At 59.6% G+C, this 22,084-nt stretch carries 22 protein-coding genes; 15 read left to right on the top strand and 7 right to left on the bottom strand.

The window, feature by feature from the left end; all coding sequences use genetic code 11:
• Positions 1–59: 59 nt before the first annotated feature.
• The 3 genes from GF108_RS06200 to GF108_RS06190 are packed head-to-tail and all read left to right on the top strand — an operon-like array spanning position 60 to position 2,234.
• Positions 60–1,097, top strand: coding sequence for a TerC family protein (locus tag GF108_RS06200; protein ID WP_153667233.1), 1,038 nt, complete (start codon positions 60–62; stop codon positions 1,095–1,097).
• Between the two features lie 21 nt (positions 1,098–1,118).
• Complete coding sequence (locus tag GF108_RS06195) at positions 1,119–1,757, top strand: exopolysaccharide biosynthesis protein (protein ID WP_091921269.1); 639 nt, start codon at positions 1,119–1,121, stop codon at positions 1,755–1,757.
• A gap of 3 nt (positions 1,758–1,760) precedes the next feature.
• The gene (locus GF108_RS06190; protein ID WP_153667232.1) at positions 1,761–2,234 is read left to right on the top strand and encodes a YaiI/YqxD family protein; all 474 of its coding nucleotides are present in this window, start codon (positions 1,761–1,763) and stop codon (positions 2,232–2,234) included.
• 28 nt (positions 2,235–2,262) lie between these two features.
• Here the strand turns inward: GF108_RS06190 and GF108_RS06185 are convergent, their stop codons facing one another.
• Positions 2,263–4,242, bottom strand: coding sequence for a CocE/NonD family hydrolase (locus tag GF108_RS06185; RefSeq protein ID WP_210386055.1), 1,980 nt, complete (start codon positions 4,240–4,242; stop codon positions 2,263–2,265).
• Between the two features lie 282 nt (positions 4,243–4,524).
• Between GF108_RS06185 and GF108_RS06180 the strand changes: the two genes are divergently transcribed.
• On the top strand, positions 4,525–6,453 hold the full coding sequence (locus GF108_RS06180) for a DEAD/DEAH box helicase (RefSeq protein ID WP_153667231.1): 1,929 nt from the start codon (positions 4,525–4,527) through the stop codon (positions 6,451–6,453).
• 352 nt (positions 6,454–6,805) lie between these two features.
• Here the strand turns inward: GF108_RS06180 and GF108_RS06175 are convergent, their stop codons facing one another.
• Positions 6,806–7,483, bottom strand: coding sequence for a TlpA disulfide reductase family protein (locus tag GF108_RS06175; protein WP_153667230.1), 678 nt, complete (start codon positions 7,481–7,483; stop codon positions 6,806–6,808).
• A 34-nt stretch (positions 7,484–7,517) separates the two neighbouring features.
• On the opposite strand from GF108_RS06175, the gene argH reads away from it, so the two are divergent.
• From argH to GF108_RS06155, 4 genes are all read left to right on the top strand, one after another.
• Entirely contained in the window at positions 7,518–8,918 is a 1,401-nt protein-coding gene (argH, locus tag GF108_RS06170; protein WP_153667229.1) for an argininosuccinate lyase, read from the top strand.
• Between the two features lie 80 nt (positions 8,919–8,998).
• Positions 8,999–9,184 (top strand): lipoprotein, encoded by a 186-nt coding sequence (locus tag GF108_RS06165; protein WP_091948373.1) that lies wholly within the window; start codon positions 8,999–9,001, stop codon positions 9,182–9,184.
• A 9-nt stretch (positions 9,185–9,193) separates the two neighbouring features.
• Positions 9,194–10,459: a diaminopimelate decarboxylase gene (gene lysA / locus GF108_RS06160; RefSeq protein WP_370462083.1), complete on the top strand. Its 1,266-nt coding sequence runs from the start codon at positions 9,194–9,196 to the stop codon at positions 10,457–10,459.
• 123 nt (positions 10,460–10,582) lie between these two features.
• The gene (locus tag GF108_RS06155) at positions 10,583–13,147 is read left to right on the top strand and encodes a TIGR02302 family protein (protein WP_153667228.1); all 2,565 of its coding nucleotides are present in this window, start codon (positions 10,583–10,585) and stop codon (positions 13,145–13,147) included.
• Here the strand turns inward: GF108_RS06155 and hpt are convergent.
• Positions 13,144–13,686, bottom strand: coding sequence for a hypoxanthine phosphoribosyltransferase (gene hpt / locus GF108_RS06150; RefSeq protein ID WP_153667227.1), 543 nt, complete (start codon positions 13,684–13,686; stop codon positions 13,144–13,146). The genes GF108_RS06155 and hpt overlap by 4 nt on opposite strands.
• 95 nt (positions 13,687–13,781) lie before the next feature.
• Complete coding sequence (locus GF108_RS06145; protein WP_153667226.1) at positions 13,782–14,075, bottom strand: hypothetical protein; 294 nt, start codon at positions 14,073–14,075, stop codon at positions 13,782–13,784.
• A 169-nt stretch (positions 14,076–14,244) separates the two neighbouring features.
• Here GF108_RS06145 and ftsE point away from each other — a divergent pair, with 169 nt between their 5' ends.
• From ftsE to GF108_RS06125, 4 genes are all read left to right on the top strand, one after another.
• The gene (gene ftsE, locus GF108_RS06140; protein ID WP_091948362.1) at positions 14,245–14,904 is read left to right on the top strand and encodes a cell division ATP-binding protein FtsE; all 660 of its coding nucleotides are present in this window, start codon (positions 14,245–14,247) and stop codon (positions 14,902–14,904) included.
• Positions 14,897–15,883, top strand: coding sequence for an ABC transporter permease (locus GF108_RS06135; protein WP_091921253.1), 987 nt, complete (start codon positions 14,897–14,899; stop codon positions 15,881–15,883). The genes ftsE and GF108_RS06135 overlap by 8 nt, the downstream gene beginning before the upstream one ends.
• A gap of 118 nt (positions 15,884–16,001) precedes the next feature.
• Positions 16,002–16,703, top strand: coding sequence for a YdcF family protein (locus GF108_RS06130; protein WP_244506674.1), 702 nt, complete (start codon positions 16,002–16,004; stop codon positions 16,701–16,703).
• Positions 16,704–16,786: 83 nt separating this feature from the next.
• Complete coding sequence (locus GF108_RS06125; protein ID WP_153667225.1) at positions 16,787–17,572, top strand: 1-acyl-sn-glycerol-3-phosphate acyltransferase; 786 nt, start codon at positions 16,787–16,789, stop codon at positions 17,570–17,572.
• Between the two features lie 50 nt (positions 17,573–17,622).
• Here the strand turns inward: GF108_RS06125 and GF108_RS06120 are convergent, their stop codons facing one another.
• Positions 17,623–18,144 (bottom strand): gamma-glutamylcyclotransferase, encoded by a 522-nt coding sequence (locus tag GF108_RS06120; protein ID WP_027231340.1) that lies wholly within the window; start codon positions 18,142–18,144, stop codon positions 17,623–17,625.
• A 42-nt stretch (positions 18,145–18,186) separates the two neighbouring features.
• On the opposite strand from GF108_RS06120, the gene GF108_RS06115 reads away from it, so the two are divergent.
• From GF108_RS06115 to GF108_RS06105, 3 genes are all read left to right on the top strand, one after another.
• On the top strand, positions 18,187–19,224 hold the full coding sequence (locus GF108_RS06115; RefSeq protein ID WP_153667224.1) for a DUF2125 domain-containing protein: 1,038 nt from the start codon (positions 18,187–18,189) through the stop codon (positions 19,222–19,224).
• Between the two features lie 75 nt (positions 19,225–19,299).
• On the top strand, positions 19,300–19,563 hold the full coding sequence (locus tag GF108_RS06110) for a type II toxin-antitoxin system ParD family antitoxin (RefSeq protein ID WP_153667223.1): 264 nt from the start codon (positions 19,300–19,302) through the stop codon (positions 19,561–19,563).
• A complete protein-coding gene (locus tag GF108_RS06105) occupies positions 19,560–19,859 on the top strand; it encodes a type II toxin-antitoxin system RelE/ParE family toxin (RefSeq protein ID WP_370462082.1) in 300 nt (99 codons plus the stop codon). The genes GF108_RS06110 and GF108_RS06105 overlap by 4 nt, the downstream gene beginning before the upstream one ends.
• Positions 19,860–19,882: 23 nt before the next feature.
• Here GF108_RS06105 and GF108_RS06100 read toward each other — a convergent pair whose 3' ends face one another.
• Together GF108_RS06100 and hisC are read right to left on the bottom strand one after the other, a co-directional pair.
• Positions 19,883–20,815 (bottom strand): prephenate/arogenate dehydrogenase family protein, encoded by a 933-nt coding sequence (locus GF108_RS06100; protein ID WP_153667222.1) that lies wholly within the window; start codon positions 20,813–20,815, stop codon positions 19,883–19,885.
• A 3-nt stretch (positions 20,816–20,818) separates the two neighbouring features.
• Positions 20,819–21,925 (bottom strand): histidinol-phosphate transaminase, encoded by a 1,107-nt coding sequence (gene hisC, locus GF108_RS06095; RefSeq protein ID WP_153667221.1) that lies wholly within the window; start codon positions 21,923–21,925, stop codon positions 20,819–20,821.
• Positions 21,926–22,084: the final 159 nt, after the last annotated feature.

Below are 22,084 nucleotides of genomic sequence, written 5' to 3'. Positions count from 1 at the left end.
GGCTCTCTCGTGATGTCGGAGCTGTAATCTGGAACCGATGCCGGCGGATCTTTTTCAACATGGAGCTTCTATTTACCGACGCCATGGGCCAGCCCCTGTGGATGTGGCTTGGCTTTCTCACCCTCGTTCTCGTTCTTCTCGTCCTCGATCTGGGCGTTCTCAACCGTAAAAATCACGACATAGGCATGAGCCAGAGCCTTTTGCTCTCGGCCTTTTACATCAGTCTCGGCCTCGCCTTTGGCGGGTTCATCTGGTGGGAACTCGGCCCCGAGGCCGGCATGCAATATCTCACCGGCTTCGTCGTCGAAAAAAGCCTGGCGATGGACAATATCTTCGTCATAGCGATGATCTTCGGCTATTTCGCCATTCCAAAGCAGTATCAGCACCGCGTCCTCGTTTACGGCATCCTTGGCGTCGTCGTCCTACGCGGCATCATGATCGCAGCCGGCGCTGCCATCGTCCAGGAATACCACTGGGTCCTTTATCTCTTCGCGGCCTTCCTTGTTTTTACCGGCATCAAGATGCTGGTTTCCGGCGACGAGGCGTATGACGTCTCGGCCAACCCGGTCTTCAAGTTCATGAGCAAGCGCTTCCGCGTCACGCCGGAACTGCACGGCGAGAAGTTCATCGTGCGCCGCACGGACCCGCTGACGATGAAACGCCAGACCTGGATCACACCGCTGCTTCTAGCACTGGTCATGGTCGAACTCGCCGACGTGATCTTCGCGGTCGACTCGATCCCGGCGATTTTCGCCATCACCACCGACCCCTACCTTGTCTTTACGTCGAACATCTTCGCAATTCTTGGCCTGCGGGCGCTCTATTTCGCGCTGGCGAGCCTCATCCACCGTTTCGTTTACCTGAAATACGCGCTCTCGCTCGTGCTCGTTTTCATCGGCGGAAAGATTTTCGTCGCCGACGCATTGGGGCTGGCAAAGATACCGCCGATGTGGTCACTGTCGATCACGCTTGGCATACTGCTCGCGGGTATCCTCGGTTCGCTTTGGAGCACCCGGCACGAGCATAAGGCCGGATTGTCACATGATGGAAAACCCTCCCCAGCCGCAGCTGCCGCTGACACGTCGGGGAAAGTCTGAACCATCGAGCGGGAGGACGCGATGAACGCTGACGGAACACCGTCCGACTGGGACCCGACCGGGTCTGCTGACGAACGGCGCCTCTCTAGCGTTCTTGTCCATCTTGGCGACAGACAGGCGGACAGGATATCGCTCGACGATATCCTGTCCGCACTTTCGGAGCGCAGCTTCGGCGCGCTCCTGATCTTGTTTTCGGCGCTCAACCTGGTGCCGCTTCCCCCCGGAACATCGACAATCTTCGGCATTCCCCTCGTGCTGCTCTCGATCCAGATGCTGATCGGTTTCGAGAACCCGTGGTTCCCCGCCTTCATCCGCCGCAAATCGATGCGTATCGAAACCTACCGCGCCTTCATCGGCCGGATACAGCCCATTCTGCTGCGGTTTGAAAAGCTGGCTCGCCCCCGCTACTGGCTGGTGCCGCAGATCATTGTCGAGCGTGTCGTCAGTATTGTCGCGCTGGCGATGTCGCTGATCGTGATTTTGCCGTTTCCCCTGATCAACCAGATGCCGGCACTGAGTATCGTTCTGCTTTCGATCGGGCTTGGCGAACAGGACGGATTGTGGCTCGGCACCGGCCTGCTCGTTGCGGCGCTTGCTGCCGGCATTGCCATCGGCCTTGGCGCCTCCGTGGGCCTTGCCGCCTTGCATATTTTCGGCTGAACCATGACAGAGACCACGAAGATCACGATCTACGTTGATGCTGACGCCTGTCCGGTCAAGGCGGAGATATACCGTGTGGCCGAGCGCCATGGCGTCAAGGTCTATGTCGTGTCGAATTCCTTCATGGCGATCCCGCGCGATCCGATGATCGAGCGCGTCATTGTCAGCGACGGATTCGATGCCGCAGACGACTGGATTGCGGAGCGCGTCCACCGGGGCGATATTGTTGTCACGGCGGATATTCCGCTCGCCAGCCGCTGCGTCAAGGCCGGCGCCGACGCGATTTCGCCGACGGGGCGAGCCTTCACCGAGGCCTCGATCGGCAATACGCTGGCGACCCGCAACCTCATGGAGGAATTGCGCCAGGCGGGACAGATCACCGGTGGCCCGCGGCCCTTCTCGCCGAAGGACCGCTCGGCTTTTCTTTCAGCGCTCGACCTTGCCATCGTGCGTCTGAAGCGGGCGGGGTTCGTTTAGCCAACGAACCCGCGCCGCAACAGCGCTTCTAGCGCAGCATCATCACCGCCATAGGCTCGGTTCTGCGCACGACCGGCAACTCGACCTTCATTTTTGAGACGTCGACCGTTGTTGGATCTACGGGTTTGGTGCCAACTTTATAGGGCTCGACCCAGAGGGTGATTTTGCTGCCGGGCATGACAGTGAAGTCACGCGGCATCATTTCCAGGGTAAACTCATAGTTGGTATCCTTGGCTATAGGCTCGGCTTTCTCCAGTCCCTTGTAGAAGACCGGGTTAGCCCACCCCCAAGTAATCAATTGATCGTCCACTTTTAAAGTAGCTTTCAGAACCGTCGCAGCGCCTTTAAAACTTGCATTGATGTTGACCTTGATGGTACCGGCAATGCGCACCGCATCCGCAAAGGGCTGCGTAACGAATTCACCACTGTCATCGCCGATATCAAAGGTGACCGGCGCTTGCAGAGCTCCAGCCGTCGCATCCGGCGTAAGCAACAAGCCATCATTGGCCGCGTCCCGACGGAAGTAATAGGAAACGGCGTCAACGGCCGGCCACGCGTCTTCCTTTACCAGGAGCTCGCCCTCCTGGATGCAGTCCCCATCAGAATGCCCGGACTGGCAGTGCGCGACCAAGGTGTACTCCGTACTGTCCTTGTGGAATGCTTTACCGACCGTCAAATCGCCGGCGGGTGTCTCTCGCACGTAGGTTGGCTGCTTTTCGACGCCATTGTTAACCCCGAACAAATAACGCGTGTACCAAAGGAGGATTTGCTTCTGCCATTCCTTTTGCCACGCGGGATCGTCATGGTCGCGGCTATGAAACCAGAATTGAACCGGCTTCTTTTTCTGCAACAGCGTGTTGTATAATTGAACGGAATTTTGTGTTTTGACGTTATCGTCGGCTTGACCGTGAGAGATCAGGGTTGCGGCCTTGATATCGTCCGCCAGAAGAAGCGTATTTCGTTCTTTCCAGAAATCGTTGTAGGCGAACGAAACTTCATCGGAAGCCTCCTTCAGTTTCTTCACGTTGCTTGCGCAGATATCCTTCCTGGCCTTGGTAACGTAGCCCTCCGCAAACCCAGGAACGCTTACTGTGTCTGTAATTTGAGTGCCATTATAGCGCTGGAAGTAGTCGTAAGCGCTGCTGATGCTGGCTACCGGGACGATCGCTTCCAGACCAACAGCGCCCGTTGCCGCCGCCATAATGGCCAAAGTTCCTCCATAGGAAACGCCTTCCATGGCGATATGGCCTGTCGACCAAGGAGCCTGCGCTGCCTCACCCTTTTCATTCAGCCCAACGCTTTTAGGATCATTGACGAGCCATGCGACCACATCGGCCATGACCTGGCGCTCTGTTCCGTCCATGATCATCGGGCAACCATCCGATTGGTTTGAACCGAGCGAATCTGCATAGACGATTGTGTAGCCCATGCGCAGATATTGGTCTTCGCCGAGGAACGGGGCTCGATCTCTGATCGCGTAGTTAGGATCTTCATAATAAATCGAAGGGCGTACGATAACCGGCGTCTTCAGGCCTTCGGCAACTTCGGCCGGTTGCACGATGCGCAATGCGATGCGGTCCGGCTCGCCATCCGCATCGGTATCTACAGCCGTCGCAATTTTCACCTCCGACTTGATGGGAGGGCGCTTCGACAGCCAGGGGAGGATCATGCCGTCTTCGACCACCGGTCCTTTATGGCCGGGATAAAGCGACGCCAGCTTCGGATAGGGGATACCGGTCGGCGACACCCCGAACTGCTTGCCGACTTCCGGCAATGGCACCGGCGGTGCAATGGGCGGCAACTCAGGTTGTCCGACAACGATCTGCGACGGTTCGACCGTTGGAGCCTGAACTGCTGGGCCAGGATCGGGCACGACGGCTACTTGCGGCGGCCTGCCATCATCGACAAATGTGCCAGTAGTATTCTGACTTTCAGGCGCGGCTGGATCCGAATTGTCACAGGCGGAGAGAGCCAGCGCGGCAAGCGCCACGAGATAAAAAGGTTTCATGAAAATATCTTCTCTAAAAAAATATGCGAAAATGCATTTGCGATAATGCAGAAACCATCGCTCAGGTCAATATTTAGGCGGACGGCATCAACGCAAAAAACTTGATCATCGCAGGATTTCCTGAGATGGCCGAGGCGGATTGTCCGCGCGGCGAGCCTCCCGCCATTGACGAAATGCGCGATAAGTTCTACGAGGACGCAACAAAGCTATATGCGTGCCGCTCGTGCTCCCATTGACGCCGAGCCCAGACACCAGCCCAAACCCATACTTGAAAGTTCATAAATGACCATCTTCGATTCTATCGCCCCGGCGTTGTCCGGTGCATTGGCAGCCCGTGGCTATGAGACACTGACCCCGGTCCAGACCGCCGTGCTCGCCCCCGAGGCAGAAGGCGCAGACCTTCTCGTCTCCGCCCAGACCGGCTCCGGCAAGACCGTTGCCTTCGGCATCGCCATCGCACCGACGCTGCTCGATGGCGCTGAGCGCTTCGAATCCATCGGCGCGCCCTATGCGCTGGTCATAGCACCGACGCGCGAGCTCGCGCTGCAGGTGCGGCGCGAGCTCGAATGGCTCTACGAGCAGACCGGCGCGCGCATCGCCTCCTGCGTCGGCGGCATGGACATGACCAAGGAACGCCGCGCCCTACAGGGCGGCGCCCATATCGTCGTCGGCACCCCCGGCCGTCTGCGCGATCACATTACCCGCGGCTCGCTCGACATGGCGGACCTGCGCGCCGTCGTTCTCGACGAAGCCGACGAGATGCTCGATCTCGGCTTTCGCGAAGATCTCGAATTCATCCTCGGCGAGGCGCCGGAAGACCGCCGGACATTGATGTTCTCGGCGACGGTGCCGAAGCCCATCGCCCAGTTGGCCAAGCAGTTCCAGAACAATGCGCTGCGCATTTCCGCCACGAGCGAAAAGGAACAGCATAGCGACATCGAATACCACATCATGCCGGTGGCGCCGCGCGAGCGCGAAAACGCCATCATAAACGCATTGCTCTACTATGATGCGCAGAACACGATCATCTTCGGTTCGACCCGTGAAGCGGTCAAGCACCTGACGAGCCGCCTTTCCAATCGCGGCTTCAACGTTGTGTCGCTTTCTGGCGAACTCAGCCAGGCCGAGCGCACCAACGCCTTGCAGGCGATGCGCGACGGTCGCGCCCGCGTTTGCGTTGCGACCGATGTCGCCGCCCGCGGTATCGACCTGCCCAATCTCGACCTCGTCATCCACGCCGACCTTCCCAATAATTCCGAGACCTTGCTCCATCGCAGCGGCCGCACGGGACGCGCCGGACGCAAGGGCGTCTGCGTCCTGATCGTGCCGCCATCACGCCGCCGTACGGCGGAACGCCTGCTGCAGGGTGCCAAGCTGGCGACGTCCATGGTCCCGCCGCCGGATGCTGCAGCCATCAACAAGCGTAATCGCGAACGTATCCTCAACGATCCGTCACTGACCGAAACCGTCGCTGAGGACGAGGCGGATTTCGTGCGCGAACTCCTTGAAAAGCATTCGCCGGAGCAGATTGCGGCCGCCTATCTGCGCCAGCAGATGGCCGCACGCCCTGCCCCTGAGGAACTGTCTTCGACGCCGTCGCATGTGCTCGAACCAATGCGCAAGGGCAGCCGTTTCGACGAGCATCCGGAGCGCGGCGAACGCGCTGACCGTGGAACGCGCTCGGCGCGCAATACGGAGTTTGAAAGTGGCGCGTGGTTTTCCGTCAGCGTCGGGCGCAAGCAGCGCGCCGAACCGCGCTGGCTCCTGCCGCTGATCTGCAAGGCCGGCGATATAACCAAGACCGATGTGGGATCGATCAAGATTCTCGACACCGAAACGCGTTTCGAGATTACTGCAAGCAAGGCCGACGATTTCCTCGCCCGTATCAAGCAGTACGGCAGCGGCGAAAAGGGTGTGAACATTACCCGCAGCGAGGGCCCTGGCTCTGCTGGTGCGCGCCGCAGCGATAGCGGCGAGTACAAGAGCAAGAAGAGCTTCGGCGAAAAGCGCGATTGGGATGACAAGCCGCGCAGCCGCGACGACAAGCCGAAAGGCGATTGGTCAGCCAAGCCGGCCAAGGCGAAGCCCGAAGGCTGGACGACCGAAAAGCCGAAAAAGCAGCCGAAGGAGCGCAAGCCCGGCGAGTTGCATGGCTTTGACAAGTACAAGGCCAAGAAGGCACGCAAGGCCGCCGCTGGCGGCAGCGAATAATAACGCGATACGCCGGGGCTGCCTTGTTCGTCAGTCTTCGGTCTTCGTCAGCCTTCGCGGAATAATGCCATGGGCGGAGCATGAGCGATGCTATTGACATGCTCACGGATGTCTCGGCACCATTCCCTAGGCGGGGATTGCCGCGCTATTCCAAAGTTGCCTTAAACAACAATGGGTGTGGAGGCGAAATCGGGCTCTGCGCTCCACGCCAACATCCTAAAACATCACCCTCACCGTCATCCTCGGGCGCTTGGCCCGAGGATTCAGGCGCACCGCCTTTATAGAACCTTGGGTCAAGCCCGAGGGCAGCGCTAGCGGATATTGGGAAAGCATCTAGCATCCCTGCCCTGACTTAGAGAGCCTTTGCCGCGTCGATAAAGCGGGCGGCATCTTCGCCCGACCATTCGGCGGGGCCGTTCATGGCGGCGATCTGGCAGCCTTCCTTGTCGACAAGCATTGTTACGGGAAGGCCGAAGGCGAGGTTCTTGCGCTTCAGATCGTTGAAGACGCCCATCGACGGATCGCGATAGAGTTCCAGCGATTTGACGCCGATTTCAGTCAGGAACGTCCTCGGCTTCGTTTCGTCGCCCGTATCGATATTGATCGTCAAGACCTTGAAGTCGTCGCCACCTTTCTTCGCCTGTAGCGCGTCGAGCGCCGGCATTTCCTCGCGGCAGGGCAGGCACCAGGTAGCCCAAAGATTGACCAGCAGCGTCTTGCCGTTGAAATCCTCGAGCCGTACCGGCTTCCCGTCGGGACCGGTGAAGCTGAGCGACGTCATCGATTGCGGCGTATCGGCGCCGCGCATCGCCGCCACGGCACCGGTTGCCGACTTGTCGATCGTCTTTGCATTGGCCGTTTTCAGCGCACATTGATCGCCGGTGTTTGTCGCGGTGGCAATATTGCCAGAGGGCCGCTCCATCACGTATACCGCAACCGCACCGGCAAGGATGCCTGCGAGCGCGGCAAGGGAAATGATCCTCCTGCTGCTGCTCCGTTGGGTTTTGCCTGTCTCGTCGCTGCCTGCCATTTTCTACTCTTTTCGCTACTCACCAAGGCGCATCATGTCCGACAAGAAGAACAGCAATGAAATGTGGGGCGGCCGTTTTGCCTCCGGTCCCGCCGCAATCATGGAAGAGATCAACGCTTCCATCGGTTTCGACCAGAAACTCTACGCCCAGGACATTCAAGGTTCACTTGCCCATGCTGCCATGCTTGCGAAAACCGGCATAATCGCGGCAGAGGATTACGACAAGATCGCGGGCGGCCTGAACACGATTTTGTCAGAGATCGAGAGCGGAAAGTTCAATTTCTCACGCAAACTTGAAGACATTCACATGAATGTCGAGTCGAGGCTGGCCGAACTCATCGGTGCAGCGGCGGGCCGCCTGCACACGGCGCGTTCGCGCAATGATCAGGTCGCCGTCGATTTTCGCCTGTGGGTAAAGGCGGAATTCGAAAAGGTCGCGTCCGCCTTGAAAAAGCTCATCGAAGCGTTTCTTCGCCGCGCCGAAGAACATGCGGCAACGCTGATGCCGGGCTTCACCCATCTTCAAACTGCCCAGCCCGTCACCTTCGGCCACCATTGCATGGCCTATGTCGAAATGTTCGGACGCGACCTCAGCCGCGTCAAGGATGCGATTGAACGCCTGGACGAATCGCCGCTCGGCGCCGCGGCCCTTGCCGGTACCGGCTTTCCCATCGACCGTCACATGACCGCGAAGGCGCTCGGCTTTCGCGAACCGACCAGGAACTCGCTCGACAGCGTTTCCGATCGCGACTACGCGCTCGAATTTCTCTCGGTGGCGGCAATAGCCGCGACGCATCTATCGCGCCTCGCCGAGGAGATCGTAATCTGGTCGACGCCGCAGTTCGGTTTCGTGCGCCTGTCGGATTCCTTTTCGACCGGCTCGTCGATCATGCCGCAGAAGAAGAATCCCGATGCCGCGGAACTTGTGCGGGCCAAGACCGGCCGCATCACCGGTTCTTTGGTCGGTCTCCTGACCGTCATGAAGGGTCTGCCGCTCACCTATTCGAAGGACATGCAGGAGGACAAGGAGGCAGTGTTTGACGCCGCGGAAACCCTCGAGCTTGCCCTTGCGGCGATGACCGGCATGGTCGGCGACATGACGATCAATGTGGCGGCGATGAAGAAGGCCGCGGGCTCGGGCTATTCCACCGCGACGGACCTCGCGGATTGGCTGGTGCGCGAGCTCGGCCTGCCGTTTCGCGAGGCGCATCACGTCACCGGACGCGCTGTCGCCCTCGCCGAGCAGAAGAAATCCGATCTCGGTAAATTGTCGCTCGCCGAGCTTCAGGGCATTAACCCGGGGATTACTGAGGCTGTGTTCGGCTTTCTGACCGTCGACAAATCCGTGCGCAGCCGCAAATCCTATGGCGGAACAGCCCCGGAACAGGTTCGCAAGCAGATCAAGTTCTGGCAAAAGCGAATTGCAAAACTCTAGGTAGCGGGTGACCCTTCCCTAAGTCGCCATCATGCACTAGACAAGGACAACCGCCCTTCCGGACGACAGGATCAAGACCTATGGCAAGCCGTTCCATTCTGACGACAATTCTGGTCACACTGGCGATTGCGAGCGCCGTTTCGGCTTGCGGCCGCAAGGGCCCGCTCGAATTGCCGCCAGCCTCCGTAACCTCCGCGCCGGGCGAGCCGAAAACGGCCGCCCCTCCCGCCCAGGACAAGCGTTTCATACTCGACCCATTGATCTAGGCCATTGCCGTGAACCATTTCGAATACAAGGACGGCGTTCTACACGCCGAAGGCGTCAGCATCCCCGATATCGCGCGGGTCGTGGGCACGCCGTTCTATTGCTATTCGACTGCAACGATCGAACGGCATTTCAAGGTCTTTTCCTCCGCTTTTGCCGAAATGGATGCGCTCGTCTGTTACGCGCTCAAGGCCAATTCCAACCAGGCTGTGCTGAAAACACTGGCAAAGCTGGGTTCAGGCGCCGATGTCGTCTCGGAAGGCGAACTGCGCCGCGCCCTTGCCGCCGGCATTCCCGCCGGAAAGATCGTCTTTTCCGGCGTCGGCAAGAAGCCCGGCGAGATGGACTATGCCCTCGCTGCCGGCATCCACTGCTTCAACGTCGAATCCGAGCCTGAACTCGAACTGCTTTCGAGCAGGGCCGTGGCCGCGGGCAAGGTTGCACCGGTATCACTCCGCATCAACCCAGATGTCGATGCCAAGACCCATAAGAAGATCTCGACGGGCAAATCGGAAAACAAGTTCGGCATTCCGCTTGCAAGGGCAAGTGAGGTCTACGCCCGGGCCGCAAAACTCCCGGGACTTAAGGTCATCGGCGTCGACATGCATATCGGCAGCCAGATCACCGATCTCGAACCCTTTGACAATGCCTTCCGTCTCCTCGCCCAGCTGGTCGCCCAGCTCAAGGCCGATGGGCACGACATCCAGCATGTCGATCTCGGCGGTGGCCTCGGCATCCCCTATCATTTCGACAACAACCCGCCGCCGCTGCCGGATGCCTATGCCGAGATCGTTGCGAGGCACATCAAGCCGCTGGGCCTGAAGACGATCTTCGAGCCAGGGCGGCTCATTGTCGGCAATGCCGGTATCCTCGTCAGCGAGGTAATCTTCGTTAAGGAAGGCGACGCGCGCAACTTCGTCATCGTCGATGCGGCAATGAACGATCTGATCCGCCCGACCTTGTACGATGCTTTCCATATCATCCGGCCTGTCAGGGAGGCTTCGGCTTCGCAGCCGCGTATCCGCGCCGACATTGTCGGGCCCGTTTGCGAGACGGGCGATTATCTTGGGCTGGACCGCGACCTGCCGCGGCCGGCGCCAGGCGATCTCATCGCCATCGGTACGGCCGGTGCCTACGGAGCCGTGCAAGCCGGCACCTACAACACGCGCCTGCTCGTGCCGGAAGTCCTTGTCAGTGGCGATCAATTCCATGTTGTCCGCCGACGCACGAGCTATGAGGAACTGATCGGGCTTGATTCGATCCCTGAATGGTTGTGAGTTTTTTAAAGACCTAAACACAAAACTATGATCGGTTTTTTCGGCCAAGGCCTCGCCTTTGCCATGATGGATGTTATTGTTCTTTAGGGCCATCATCGTCGATGTTGCCGAGATGGAGTGCGTATGACCGATCAACACCCCGACCAACGGGACGCTGAAGGGGTCAGGTTCGATATTTTCAGGAGTATCGATCGCCTCCGTTTGTCCACATGGGTCGCGATCAGTTTTGAGCGCCTGTGGCCGCTTTTGCTACCGTTCCTGCTGCTCGGCGGCGTGTTTCTCTGCCTTTCCTGGTTTGGAATTTTCCGGCTGATGCCGGATCTCTTGCGCCTCGGTACGCTGGCGCTTTTCCTTATCGCACTCATGCCGTGCTTCTATTTCCTTTTGAAGTTCCGCCTGCCGGATCAGGAGGAGATCGATGCACGGCTCGAAAAGGTCAATGCCCTCGACCATCAGCCAATCACCGTGCAATCGGAAGAACTGGCGACGAGCAGCTCCGACCCCTTCGCCCGCGCACTCTGGGACGAGCACCGCCGGCGGATGGCGGAACGCATTCGCAATCTCAAGAGCGACCTACCCCAGACACGTGTTCCCGAAATCGACCCGTGGGGTTTACGCGCGATCGTCGGCCTGTTTCTGGTGATTGCTTTTGCCTTCTCTGGCGGGCCTTTGGGCGGCCATATCAGCGATGCTTTCCGCAGCCATGGCGGTAGCAACGTGGCGCCGCCGCGCATCGATGCCTGGGTCACGCCGCCGCGTTATACCGGGCGCGCGCCGCTGTTCCTGACGTCGGCAGCCAATACCGCCGAGAAACAGTTCACGGTTCCGGAAGGCAGCATCCTCACTATCCGCGTCATTGGCGGAAACGGTACGGAGAAGGTGACACTGCGACCACAGGGCGGAATTGCCGCGGACGTTGCTGCCAAGCAGGAAGGCAAGCAGCCTGAAGGCGAAGCCGTGAAAGACAGGCCGCGCAATTTCGAAATGTCGCTCGGCGCTACCAGCAACGTCGCGCTATTCGTCGATGGCCGCGGCAACGCCGAATGGACTTTCTCCGTCATCCCGGATGAGCCGCCTTCGATCCGCTTCACCAAGGACCCGTCGAGCGCGGCAAACGGGACGATGGAGGTGACCTACGAAATCAAGGATGATTACGGCGCGGTAAGTGCCGTCGCCAAGATGGAACAGGCACAGCCTGCCGACAATGACGCCCGTTCGCTCTACAATGCGCCGGATCTTCCGCTTGCCCTGCCCCGCCGCGGCGAACCGGCTAAGGAGAGCAAGACTACCAAGGACCTTACGGAGCATCCATGGGCGGGCTCCGAAATCCGCATGACCCTTGTCGCCACCGATGACGCCAAGCAGGAGGCGCGCAGCGAAACGAAGACCCTCATTATGCCGGAGCGGCCGTTCGCCAATCCGCTGGCCCGTGCGGTAATCGAGCAGCGCCGCAACCTGGCGCTGAATGCCAACGCGCGGCAGGATGTGCTCAACACGCTGGACGCGATCACGATGTGGCCGGAAGAAACCATCAAGAACGCCTCGCATTACCTGGCCTTGCGCAGCGTCCACACACGGCTCGACATTGCCCGCACCGATGACCAGTTGCGCGATGTTGTCGCCTATATGTGGCAGGTCGCGCGCGGCATAGAGGATGGCGCCCTTTCGGACGCTGAACGGCGGCTGCGTGAAGCGCAGGAAGCGTTGAAACAGGCGCTGGAACGGGGCGCGAGCCAGGAAGAAATCGAACGCCGCATGGCCGAACTGCGCCAGGCGATGAACCAGTATCTGCGCGAATTTGCTGAAAAGGCGCAGAAAAATCCCAACATGGCGCAAACACCGAACCAGAACATGCAGGAACTGCGCCAGGAAGACCTCGACCGCATGCTCGACCAGATCGAGGATCTTGCCAAGCAGGGTTCGCGCGATCAGGCGCAACAGTTGCTCTCCGAATTGGAGAACATGCTCAACAACCTGCAGATGGGGCAGAACCAGCGTGGTCAGAACGGCCAGCAAGGTCAGATGCGCCAGCAGATGGACAAGCTCGGCGAGTTGATGCGGCGCCAGCAGGACATGATGAACCAGACCCACCGGCTTGAGCAGCAGCGCCAGAACGGCATGCAGCAGGATTACGGCCAGAATGGTCAACAAGGGCAAAATGGCCAGCAGGGCAACCAGGGCCAGATGTCAGATCAGGAGATCGAGAACGCCTTGCGCGGACTGCAGGAAGGGCAGAACAAGCTCAGGTCCGATCTCGATCAGATGATGGACGATCTTAAGGGCCTCGGCATCAATCCGGGCAAGGACTTCGGCGATGCCGGCAAATCCATGGGCGACGCCGGCAAGTCGCTCGGCGAAGCTGATGGGGGTCAGGCGCTCGACCAGCAAAGCAATGCACTCGACGCCTTGCGCCGCGGCGGCCAGGACATGATGAAACAGATGCAGCAGGCGATGGGCCAAGAGGGCCAGACCGGACCGGAAGGCCGCCAGCAAAACGGCCGGCTCGATCCGCTCGGCCGCGAGCGCCGCACCGGCGGCATCGACGACGGCACCAGCACAAAGGTCCCCGGCGAAATCGATATTCAGCGGGCGCGCGAAATCCTGGACGCCATCCGCCGCAGGCTTGGCAATGCGCTGAGCCCGCAGATGGAAAAGGACTATCTCGAGCGGCTATTGAAGTTCGATTAAGCGTCATCAGTCACGACGCCGACATAGGGCAGTTGCCGGTATGAGTGGCCGACATCCATGCCATAGCCGACGACGAAATAGTCCGGGCATTCAAAACCCTTGAAGTCGGCCTCGATATCGGTCTTGCGCTTGACGCTTTTGTCGAGAAGCACGGCAATGGAAACGCTGCGGGCGCCGCGCTCCAGCATCAGTTCGCGCGTGAATTTCAGAGTCTTGCCCGATTCCAGAATATCATCGATCAACAGCACATCGCGTCCATGCACATCGCTGTCGATATCGCGCAAAAGATGCACTTCGCCGCTCTCGGTTCCCTTGCCGTAGCTCGACACGGTTATGAATTCGACATCGGGTTCCGCGCCCGCATCGTGCATGGCGCGGATAAGGTCGGCTGCAAAGATGAACGATCCCTTGAGGATCGAAATGACGAGGAGGTTCTGGAAGTTGCGCCCGACAATGGCCTTTGCCAGTTCGAGGTTCCGCTCCGCGATCGTTTCGGCGCTGAATAGAACGTCGATGTTTCTTCCGCTGACCTTTGGCATGCGTGTCTTTCCAGTTTCATATACGGGCTGGTTGCGCAGATGCGCTCTATAGCCTGATCCTGAGGCAAAAAGCAAAGTTGAACATGTGCGGGCGGCTACTGTCCGATGAATAGCACGTGCCCGCCAGCGATCCAGAATGCCGACAGGGCCGCCAAGGCGACGACGAGCCAATAGCCAAAGCCGGGAAGGGTTGGACGGCGCGAAACCCCAGGAGTGAATATCGCAAAGCCGCCTGCTGTTGCAGGCACCTCAGCATGTGCGTCGATCGCGCTTCCACCTGGCATTATCGTCTCGAACGAAGCGTCTTCGATTTCGGGCATGGCGAAGGCCTGCGCCGACGAAATATTCACGGCATCGTTCGCAAGCGGTCCTGCTGATTGTGCATTCATCCGGTTTTCCGCTCACCCTGCCATGTTGCAGTCATGTTTGTCCGAATCATGCGCAGGAGCCTAGCGCGCAAAAATTAACGTTTCGGCTGTTGTTCAGGCATGTTGATGGGTGGTCAAATCTGTCCGCGCCAAATAAAACGGGCATGGATTTGAGATTGGAAAACTACGCTTGATTCGCTTTGAGAATGTCGGACTGCGATACGGGATGGGCCCGGAGGTGCTGCGTGATGTCAGCCTCCATATCTCGCCCCGCTCGTTCCAGTTTCTGACCGGTCCCTCTGGCGCCGGCAAGACCTCGCTGCTTCGTCTCCTCTTCATGACACTGAAGCCGACACGCGGTCTGATTACGGTTTTCGGCAAGGACATTGCCACCATCTCATCGAAGGAAATGCCACTGCTGCGCCGCCGCATCGGCGTCGTCTTCCAGGATTTCCGCCTGCTCGATCACATGACGACCTATCAGAATGTCGCGCTGCCGCTGCGTGTGCGCGGCAAGGAAGAGGCGACATACCGCGCCGAAGTCGAGGAACTCTTGCACTGGGTCGGCCTTGGCGAGCGCATGCACGTGCTCCCGCCTGTCCTTTCCGGCGGTGAGAAGCAGCGCGCGGCAATCGCCCGCGCCCTCATCGACCAGCCCGAGATTCTGCTTGCCGACGAGCCGACCGGCAATGTCGATCCGCCGCTGGCGCGGCGGCTGCTGCGGCTCTTTGGCGAGCTCAATCGGTCCGGCACCGCCGTTGTCATCGCCACCCACGATCTCACGCTGATGGACCAGATCAATGCGCGGCGCATGATCCTCGATCAGGGGAGGCTCGACGTCTATGATTGACGCCGCCCGCCTCAAGGAACAGGCTTTCTCCGCCATCGGCGTCCTTGTCGCGCGTGTGCGCGGCGGCAATGGGCAGGCGCCGATCGTTCCGGCAGGCAATGTCGTCGGACATGCCCTGATGATCGTGATTGCCATCATGACCTTTCTTGCCTGCCTCACAATAGGCGCCGTCAGCCTTGTCCAATCGACGGCGGCCACCTGGCAGAGCCAGATTTCGACTGAAGCCACCATCCAGATACGCCCCGTCGAGGGCGAGGACATGGAAGCGCTGCTCGCCAAGGCAAGCGGCATTGCGCAAGGCTTCGCCGGCGTGAAGGCAACGCGGATCATCGACAGGGCAGCGACGGCGCGGCTGCTTGAGCCGTGGCTCGGCACCGGGCTCGACATTGATGAACTCCCGGTGCCGCGCCTCGTTGTCGTGACGCTCGACGAGGCCGCCCTGCCCGATTTTGCCGCCATCCGCGCCGCGCTCGTCAAGGATGTGCCGGGGGCAAGCTTCGACGATCACCGCAACTGGGTGGACCGCCTCGTCTCAATGGCCCGCTCGACCGTGCTCATCGGCACCGCGGTCCTTGCCCTCGTCGTGGCGGCGACGGTACTTACGGTTATTTTCGCAACGCGCGGCGCCATGGCGGGCAACGGCCATATCATCGAGGTGCTGCATTTCATCGGCGCTGAGCAGAAGTTCGTTGCCCGCCAGTTCGAGCGGCATTTCTTCTGGACCGCGCTCAAGGGAGCACTCTGTGGCGGCGCGCTCGCGATAGCCATTTTCCTGATGATTGCGTGGTGGTCGTCGCGCAATCTCGCCACGCCTGAGGCAGATCAGGCGACCGCGCTTTTCGGCAATTTTTCCATCGGATCGAGCGGCTATACCGGTGTTGTCCTTATTATTCTGGCGGTCAGCGTCCTCACGATGATTACAACGCGAATGACGGTCATTGCACATTTAAGACAGGTGGACAGACGCGACGAAACCTAACTTTGTTAATTTAGTTTCAGTAACATGGATTTGGCAAAAGGCCCCTGCAAGGCCGCGGTTGACCTCCATTTTGAAAGACATATCTCAGACAAGGCAATTTGCGCGCAAGATGAACGGCGTGAACGACAGCAACGGCAACCAGGATTCCGACGATATGAGACGTGATGGGCGGGTCGTGACATTCGTCCGCAATCGCATCGTCTTGCCTTTGTTCGTCCTCGCAATTCTTGCTCTCGGACTGTTCATCGGCGGCTTCATCATTTTCAGCGATCGGGTGACGATGATGGAACCGCCCGATTTGACCGAGCCGGCCGATGGGATCGTCGTTCTCACGGGCGGTTATTCGCGTATCGAGGGGGCGCTCGACCTGCTCAAGAACAAGCGCGGCAAGCGGCTTTTCATCAGCGGCGTTCACGCCTCGGCCAACCGCGCTGAATTGCAGAGGGTCACGGGCGGCGATGCGGAACTGTTCGACTGCTGCGTCGATCTGGACCGATCGGCACTCGACACGATCGGCAATGCGGAAGAGAGCGTCAAATGGGCCAATGCGAACAACTACAAGCGGGTGATCGTCGTTACCAACAATTACCATATCCCGCGCACCATGGTCGAACTCACCCATGCCTCGCAGGATATTGAATTCATTCCCTATCCGATCATCAACACCAATCTGCGTGATGGCGACTGGATATCGCGCGGCCTGATCGTGCGCGTACTCTTCGTCGAATACGTCAAATATCTCGGCGCTGTCCTGCGCTCCAATCTGCCCGACAGTCTGTCCGATGCCACCGCGTCACTTCTGCACCGTTTCAAGGGGTAATTTCACGGGCGCCGGTTTGCCGGTTCACGGCCACGCTGAATTGGTATAACGAAGACCGCAAGCCGACAGCACCAGAGACCCTCATGACGATCATCCGGTCACTTCTCTTCAACACCGCCTTCTATCTCAACCTGATCATCCAGATGATCATCTTCACGCCCTTCTACTTCCTCAGCCCGCGCAAGCAGGCCTGGATCATCCCCAAGAACTGGGCAAGATCCAATCTCTGGCTGCAGAAGGTCATTGCGGGCGCCGAGCCGCTGATCGAAGGGTTGGAAAACCTCCCGGACGGCCCCTATATCTGCGCGCCGAAGCACCAGTCGTTCTGGGATACCTATGCCTTCCTGCCGCACATCGCCGACCCGGTCTATATCCTCAAGCGCGAACTGACGTGGATCCCGCTTTTCGGCTGGTATATCGCCAAGATGAAAATGGTGCCGATCGACCGTGGCAGGCGTTCCGCGGCGATGAAAGCCGCCGTACGTGGCGCTCGCGATGCCATTGCCGACAACCGGCAGTTGATGATCTATCCAGAGGGTACCCGAACGGCTCCTGGTGCTCCGCCGCACTACAAATACGGGGTTGCCCACATCTATGGCGAACTCGGCGTTCCTGTGGTGCCAATTGCCCATAATGCCGGGCTTTTCTGGCCGCGCCGCAAATTCTTGCGCTACCCCGGCCTAATCCGCTGCCGTATCCTGCCGCCGATCCAGCCGGGTCTCGACAACGACGCCTTCCTCAAAAAGCTGGAAGAGGTCACGGAAGCCGCATGCGACGAGCTATTGATCGCAACGGCGAAATCCGACAATCCGCCGCCAATGCCGCCAACGGCGGTCCAGCGGCTGAAGGAACTCGGCGTCGAGGTTTGATTATTCATATTGCGGTTGCCACGTCCTCGAGCCTCGCCTGAGGACCAGCGTTAGCCCTGGTCGACAGCAGCAGCGACTGCCTCCATCCAATGATCGCGAATATCCATCTTGCGCATATGTTCAAGCGTACTGTGCACATAGTCTTCGTTGCGGCCGGATTTTCCGACCGAACCGCGAACCGCCATTGCCGCATCTTCAACGGACAGTGCCCCTGCATATTGCACATGGTCGCGGTCCACGATGTAGGTTAGCGCCTCGACCTTGCGGCCATCCGCAAGGCGCACGCCGAGCCGGCGTTCGAGATAAACATGCGTCACGAGCTCGCGCTCGCGCAGATACGCCACAACCTCATCCTCTAGCTCTCCCGGTACGCGAAACGCCATGCCGAGACATGACCCACCTCGATCAAGCCCGAGGACGAGGCCCGGCCGCTCCGGCGTGCCACGGTGAACATAAGAACGCACGCAAAGCGCGCGCCGATAGCCGTGGAGGCGGGCATGAGTGGTCTCCACATGAGCGAAGCCGGGTTTCCACATTAAAGATCCGTAGCCAAAGACCCAAAAATCGCCCATATCCATCCTGATAGCTGTACTCCCACCCAGCGGAGCTTCCCCATGATCGATAGCGATAGCCGGACCATGCCGTCAAGCACCCCCGAAACTGTCAAGAAACCGCGCAGGCTGCTGAAATTTCTGATCGGCGGGCTTGTCGTGCTTGGCGTGATCTACACGGCTGGCTGGTACTACCTCGCCCGCGAGCTCGAGGCCCGTGTTGCGACGAACATCGCCGCCTTCAAGGAAAGAGGCATCGACGCGACTTGCGAGAACGCAAGGGCCAGCGGCTTCCCCCTGCGCGTCGGGCTCGATTGCGACAAGGTCGGCTGGGCCGACAAGGCGAAAAATCTTTCGGTGACAGCCGGAAGCTTCCGCTCGGCGGCACAGCTTTACGATCCAATGCGTATCAACAGCGTCATCGAGGGGCCTGCGGCGCTGGATCTGCCGGGGATTATTCCACTTGACGCCAAGTGGGACGGCCTGACGTCCAGTATCCGCCTCGACCGGCCGCTTCCGAAGGAAATCACGATTGACGGGAAGAATGTCGTCGTGAGCGGGCGTGATCCGGGCGCGGCGCCAATCGCCGTCGTGGGAAGCGGGCAGCTCGACTTTCGCGCCAATGATCCGCAGATGGATGTCACGCTCAATTTCAACAAGCTCAAACTCGCCGATAACGTCGTACCCAACCGTTCGCTGCCTGAACTTACCGGCGCCGCGGACATCGGACTTGCCAATGGATTCGCGCTGCTCGGCAAAAGCGAGCGCAACCTGACTGTCCTGCGCGGGCAATCGGGCACTTTGCGCAAGGTCGATCTCTCCTTTGAAGACGGCAGCGGCGTCGGCATTACCGGGCCGTTCTCGGTGGCTGAAGACGGGCGCATCACCGGCGAATTCCGGGTGACTTTGCGCAATGCGGAGGGCTTCGCCAAGGCCGTCCAGGGCATCGTTCCCGAGGCCGGCAATACGATTTCCACCGTGCTGCAGGCGCTTGCCTTTGCGCCGCGCGACGCTGACGGTGCACCGACACTGCCAATCAGCGTGAAGAACGGAAAAATGTCCGTCGGCTTCATTAGTATTGGGCGCCTGCCGGCGCTGTGACTACGCATTCCATGCAGCTAAAGTCGCATTGCTAACAGTTATCAGCAATGTTAGTTTCTGGGAGGAGATATATCCATGGCCAGTAGCGCAAATCTGGGACAAAAGCTCGAGGCCTACGTAGACGACCTGGTGAAGACCGGGCGCTATAACTCGCGCAGCGAAGTTCTGCGGGAAGGTGTTCGTTTGATAGAGGAGCGCGAAAAGCGCCTGGCGGCACTGGATGCTGCTATTGCCCGGGGCCTCGCCGACGTTGAAGCGGGACGCGTCCGGCCTTTGCAAGAAGTCGCCGACAGGCTTAACGCGAAATACCAACGTATGATTGATGAAACTCAGAAGTGATCGTTGTTATTACGCAGGAGGCCGAAGACGACCTTGAGCGTATTGGCGACTACATCGCCCGCGATAATCCTGCGCGAGCAGCAACCTTCGTGAATGAACTGGTCGAACGATGCCGGCGCCTAGGCGATATGCCGCGCCGATTTCCCATCGTAACCCGCTATGAGCACACTGGCGTTCGCCGTCGACCGCATGGCGAATATCTGATTTTCTATCGCGTCGACGAGGCCAGCGTTAAGGTGCTACGTATCTTGAACGGGGCCCAGGACTACGAGTCTCTCGTCTTCCTGGCGCCTTAGCTGTCGATAACCTATTCCGGCGATCAACTCCCCGGCTGGCTTGCCTTCTGGCGGCCGAAATCGGGGGCATCGATTTCCTGCCCTGCGTCGATAATGCCGCGGCGCACCGCGCGGGTGCGCGTAAACAGGCTGAAGAGGGCGTCGCCGTCGCCCCAACGGATCGACCGCTGCAACGAGGATAGATCCTCGGAAAAGCGTGCGAGCATTTCGAGGATCGCCTCCTTGTTGTGGAGGCAAACGTCGCGCCACATTGTCGGGTCGGAAGCGGCAAGGCGCGTGAAGTCGCGAAAGCCCGAGGCCGAGTATTTGATGACTTCGGAATTCGTCACTTCCTCAAGGTCGCTGGCGGTGCCGACAATATTGTAGGCGATGATGTGCGGCAGGTGCGAGACAATGGCGAGCACCCGGTCGTGGTGCACAGGATCCATCGTATCGAGCCGCGACCCGCACGCTTCCCAGAACTTCGTCAGCCGGTCGAGCGCGTCCCGGTCGGTGCCTTCGAGCGGCGTCAGAATGCACCAACGATTGTTGAAGAGTTCGGCAAAGCCTGAATCCGGTCCGGAATACTCCGTACCCGCCAGCGGATGGCCGGGAATGAAATGTACGCTTGCGGGAAGTTCCGGCTGCATCTGTGCAATGACGGAACCCTTGGTCGAGCCGACATCCGTGACGATGGCGCCGGGCTTAAGCGACCCGGCAATCTGGCGCGCCACATCGCCGGAGGACCCGACCGGCACGGAAATGATCACCAGGTCGGCCTGCTTCACCGCATCGGCGCTGTCGAGCGTGTAGCTGTCACCCAGCCCCAATTCCTTGGCCCGGGCAAGCGTAGAGGCGCTGCGTGTGGAGATGACGACATGATCGGCAAGGCCCTCGCGCTTGATGACGCGCGCAAGGGAAGAACCGATGAGGCCGATGCCGATCAGTGCGATTGTGTCAAAGTGGATTTTGGACATGGTCTACTTCAGAAATTCGGAGAGTGCGGCGACTACGCCGCGATTGGCTTCCTCGGATCCGATGGTAAGGCGCAGCGCGTTGGGGAATCCGTATCCGCCGACGCGGCGCAAAATATAGCCCTTGCTCGTCAGGTAGGCGTCGGCTTTTTCGGCCGACTTTGCCGGATCGTCCGGGAAGTGCACAAGCAGGAAATTGCCGACTGACGGCGTGACCCGCAGCCCCAGAGCCGTGAGTTGCTCGGTCAGCCACGGCAGCCACTTCTCGTTGAATGCGACGGCCGCATCGACATGCGCGCGGTCACGAATGGCTGCGGCGCCGGCGGCGATCGCCGCCGAGTTTAAGTTGAAAGGACCACGAATGCGGTTGACCGCATCGATGACATGGGCGGGCGCGAACATCCAGCCGATGCGCAGGCCGGCAAGCCCGTGAATCTTCGAGAATGTTCGGGTCATCACCACGTTTTCAAAGTTCGAGACGAGTTCGACCCCGGCTTCATAATCGTTGCGACGCACATATTCGGCATAGGCGGCATCAAGCACGAGAAGAACATTCTTCGGTAGCCCGGCATGCAGCCGGCGTACTTCCTCGAATGGCACGTAGGTGCCGGTCGGGTTATTCGGATTGGCCACGAATACGATCCTGGTGCGCGGCGTCACTGCGGCAAGAATGGAATCGACATGCGCCTGCTCGGTCTTTTCCTGGGCGACGACAGGCGTTGCGCCAGCCGCCATGATGTAGATCTTGTACACCATGAAGCCGTGCTCGGTATAAACCGCCTCATCGCCGGGCGCGAGATAGGTCTGGCAGAGCAGTCCGAGCAGTTCGTCGGAGCCATTGCCACACAGGATATTGCCGGCATTGAGGCCGTGCATTTCGGCGATCGCCTTCTTCAGTGCGGTCGCCTGCCCGTCCGGATAGATTTCCAGCCGTTCCGCCGCGGCGCCATAGGCTTCGATCGCGTGCCGGCTGGCGCCAAGCGGAGTTTCGTTGGACGAGAGCTTGTGGACCTTTGCGACACCCGGCGCATGTTCCTTGCCGGGCACATAGGCCTCGATGTCGAGCACACCGGCTTTGGGGGTTGGGCGTAGGTCTTTAAGCGTCGTCGTCATGATTCTATGTTCCGTGGCATCGTACGTTTCGAGGGCAATGCTCGTCGTTCACTGGAAAGCAACCGTGCGGACATAGCCGCACACGGGGCCGATGTCGAGAAAAATGGCATTTCTCCTTCTTGGCCTTGATCGCTGAGGATGATGGCTGGCCCCAAAGTA

Origin of the sequence: Phyllobacterium sp. SYP-B3895 (assembly GCF_009647635.1) — a bacterium.
Classification (GTDB): domain Bacteria; phylum Pseudomonadota; class Alphaproteobacteria; order Rhizobiales; family Rhizobiaceae; genus Phyllobacterium; species Phyllobacterium pellucidum.
This window is presented reverse-complemented; position numbering and strand designations above follow the sequence as displayed.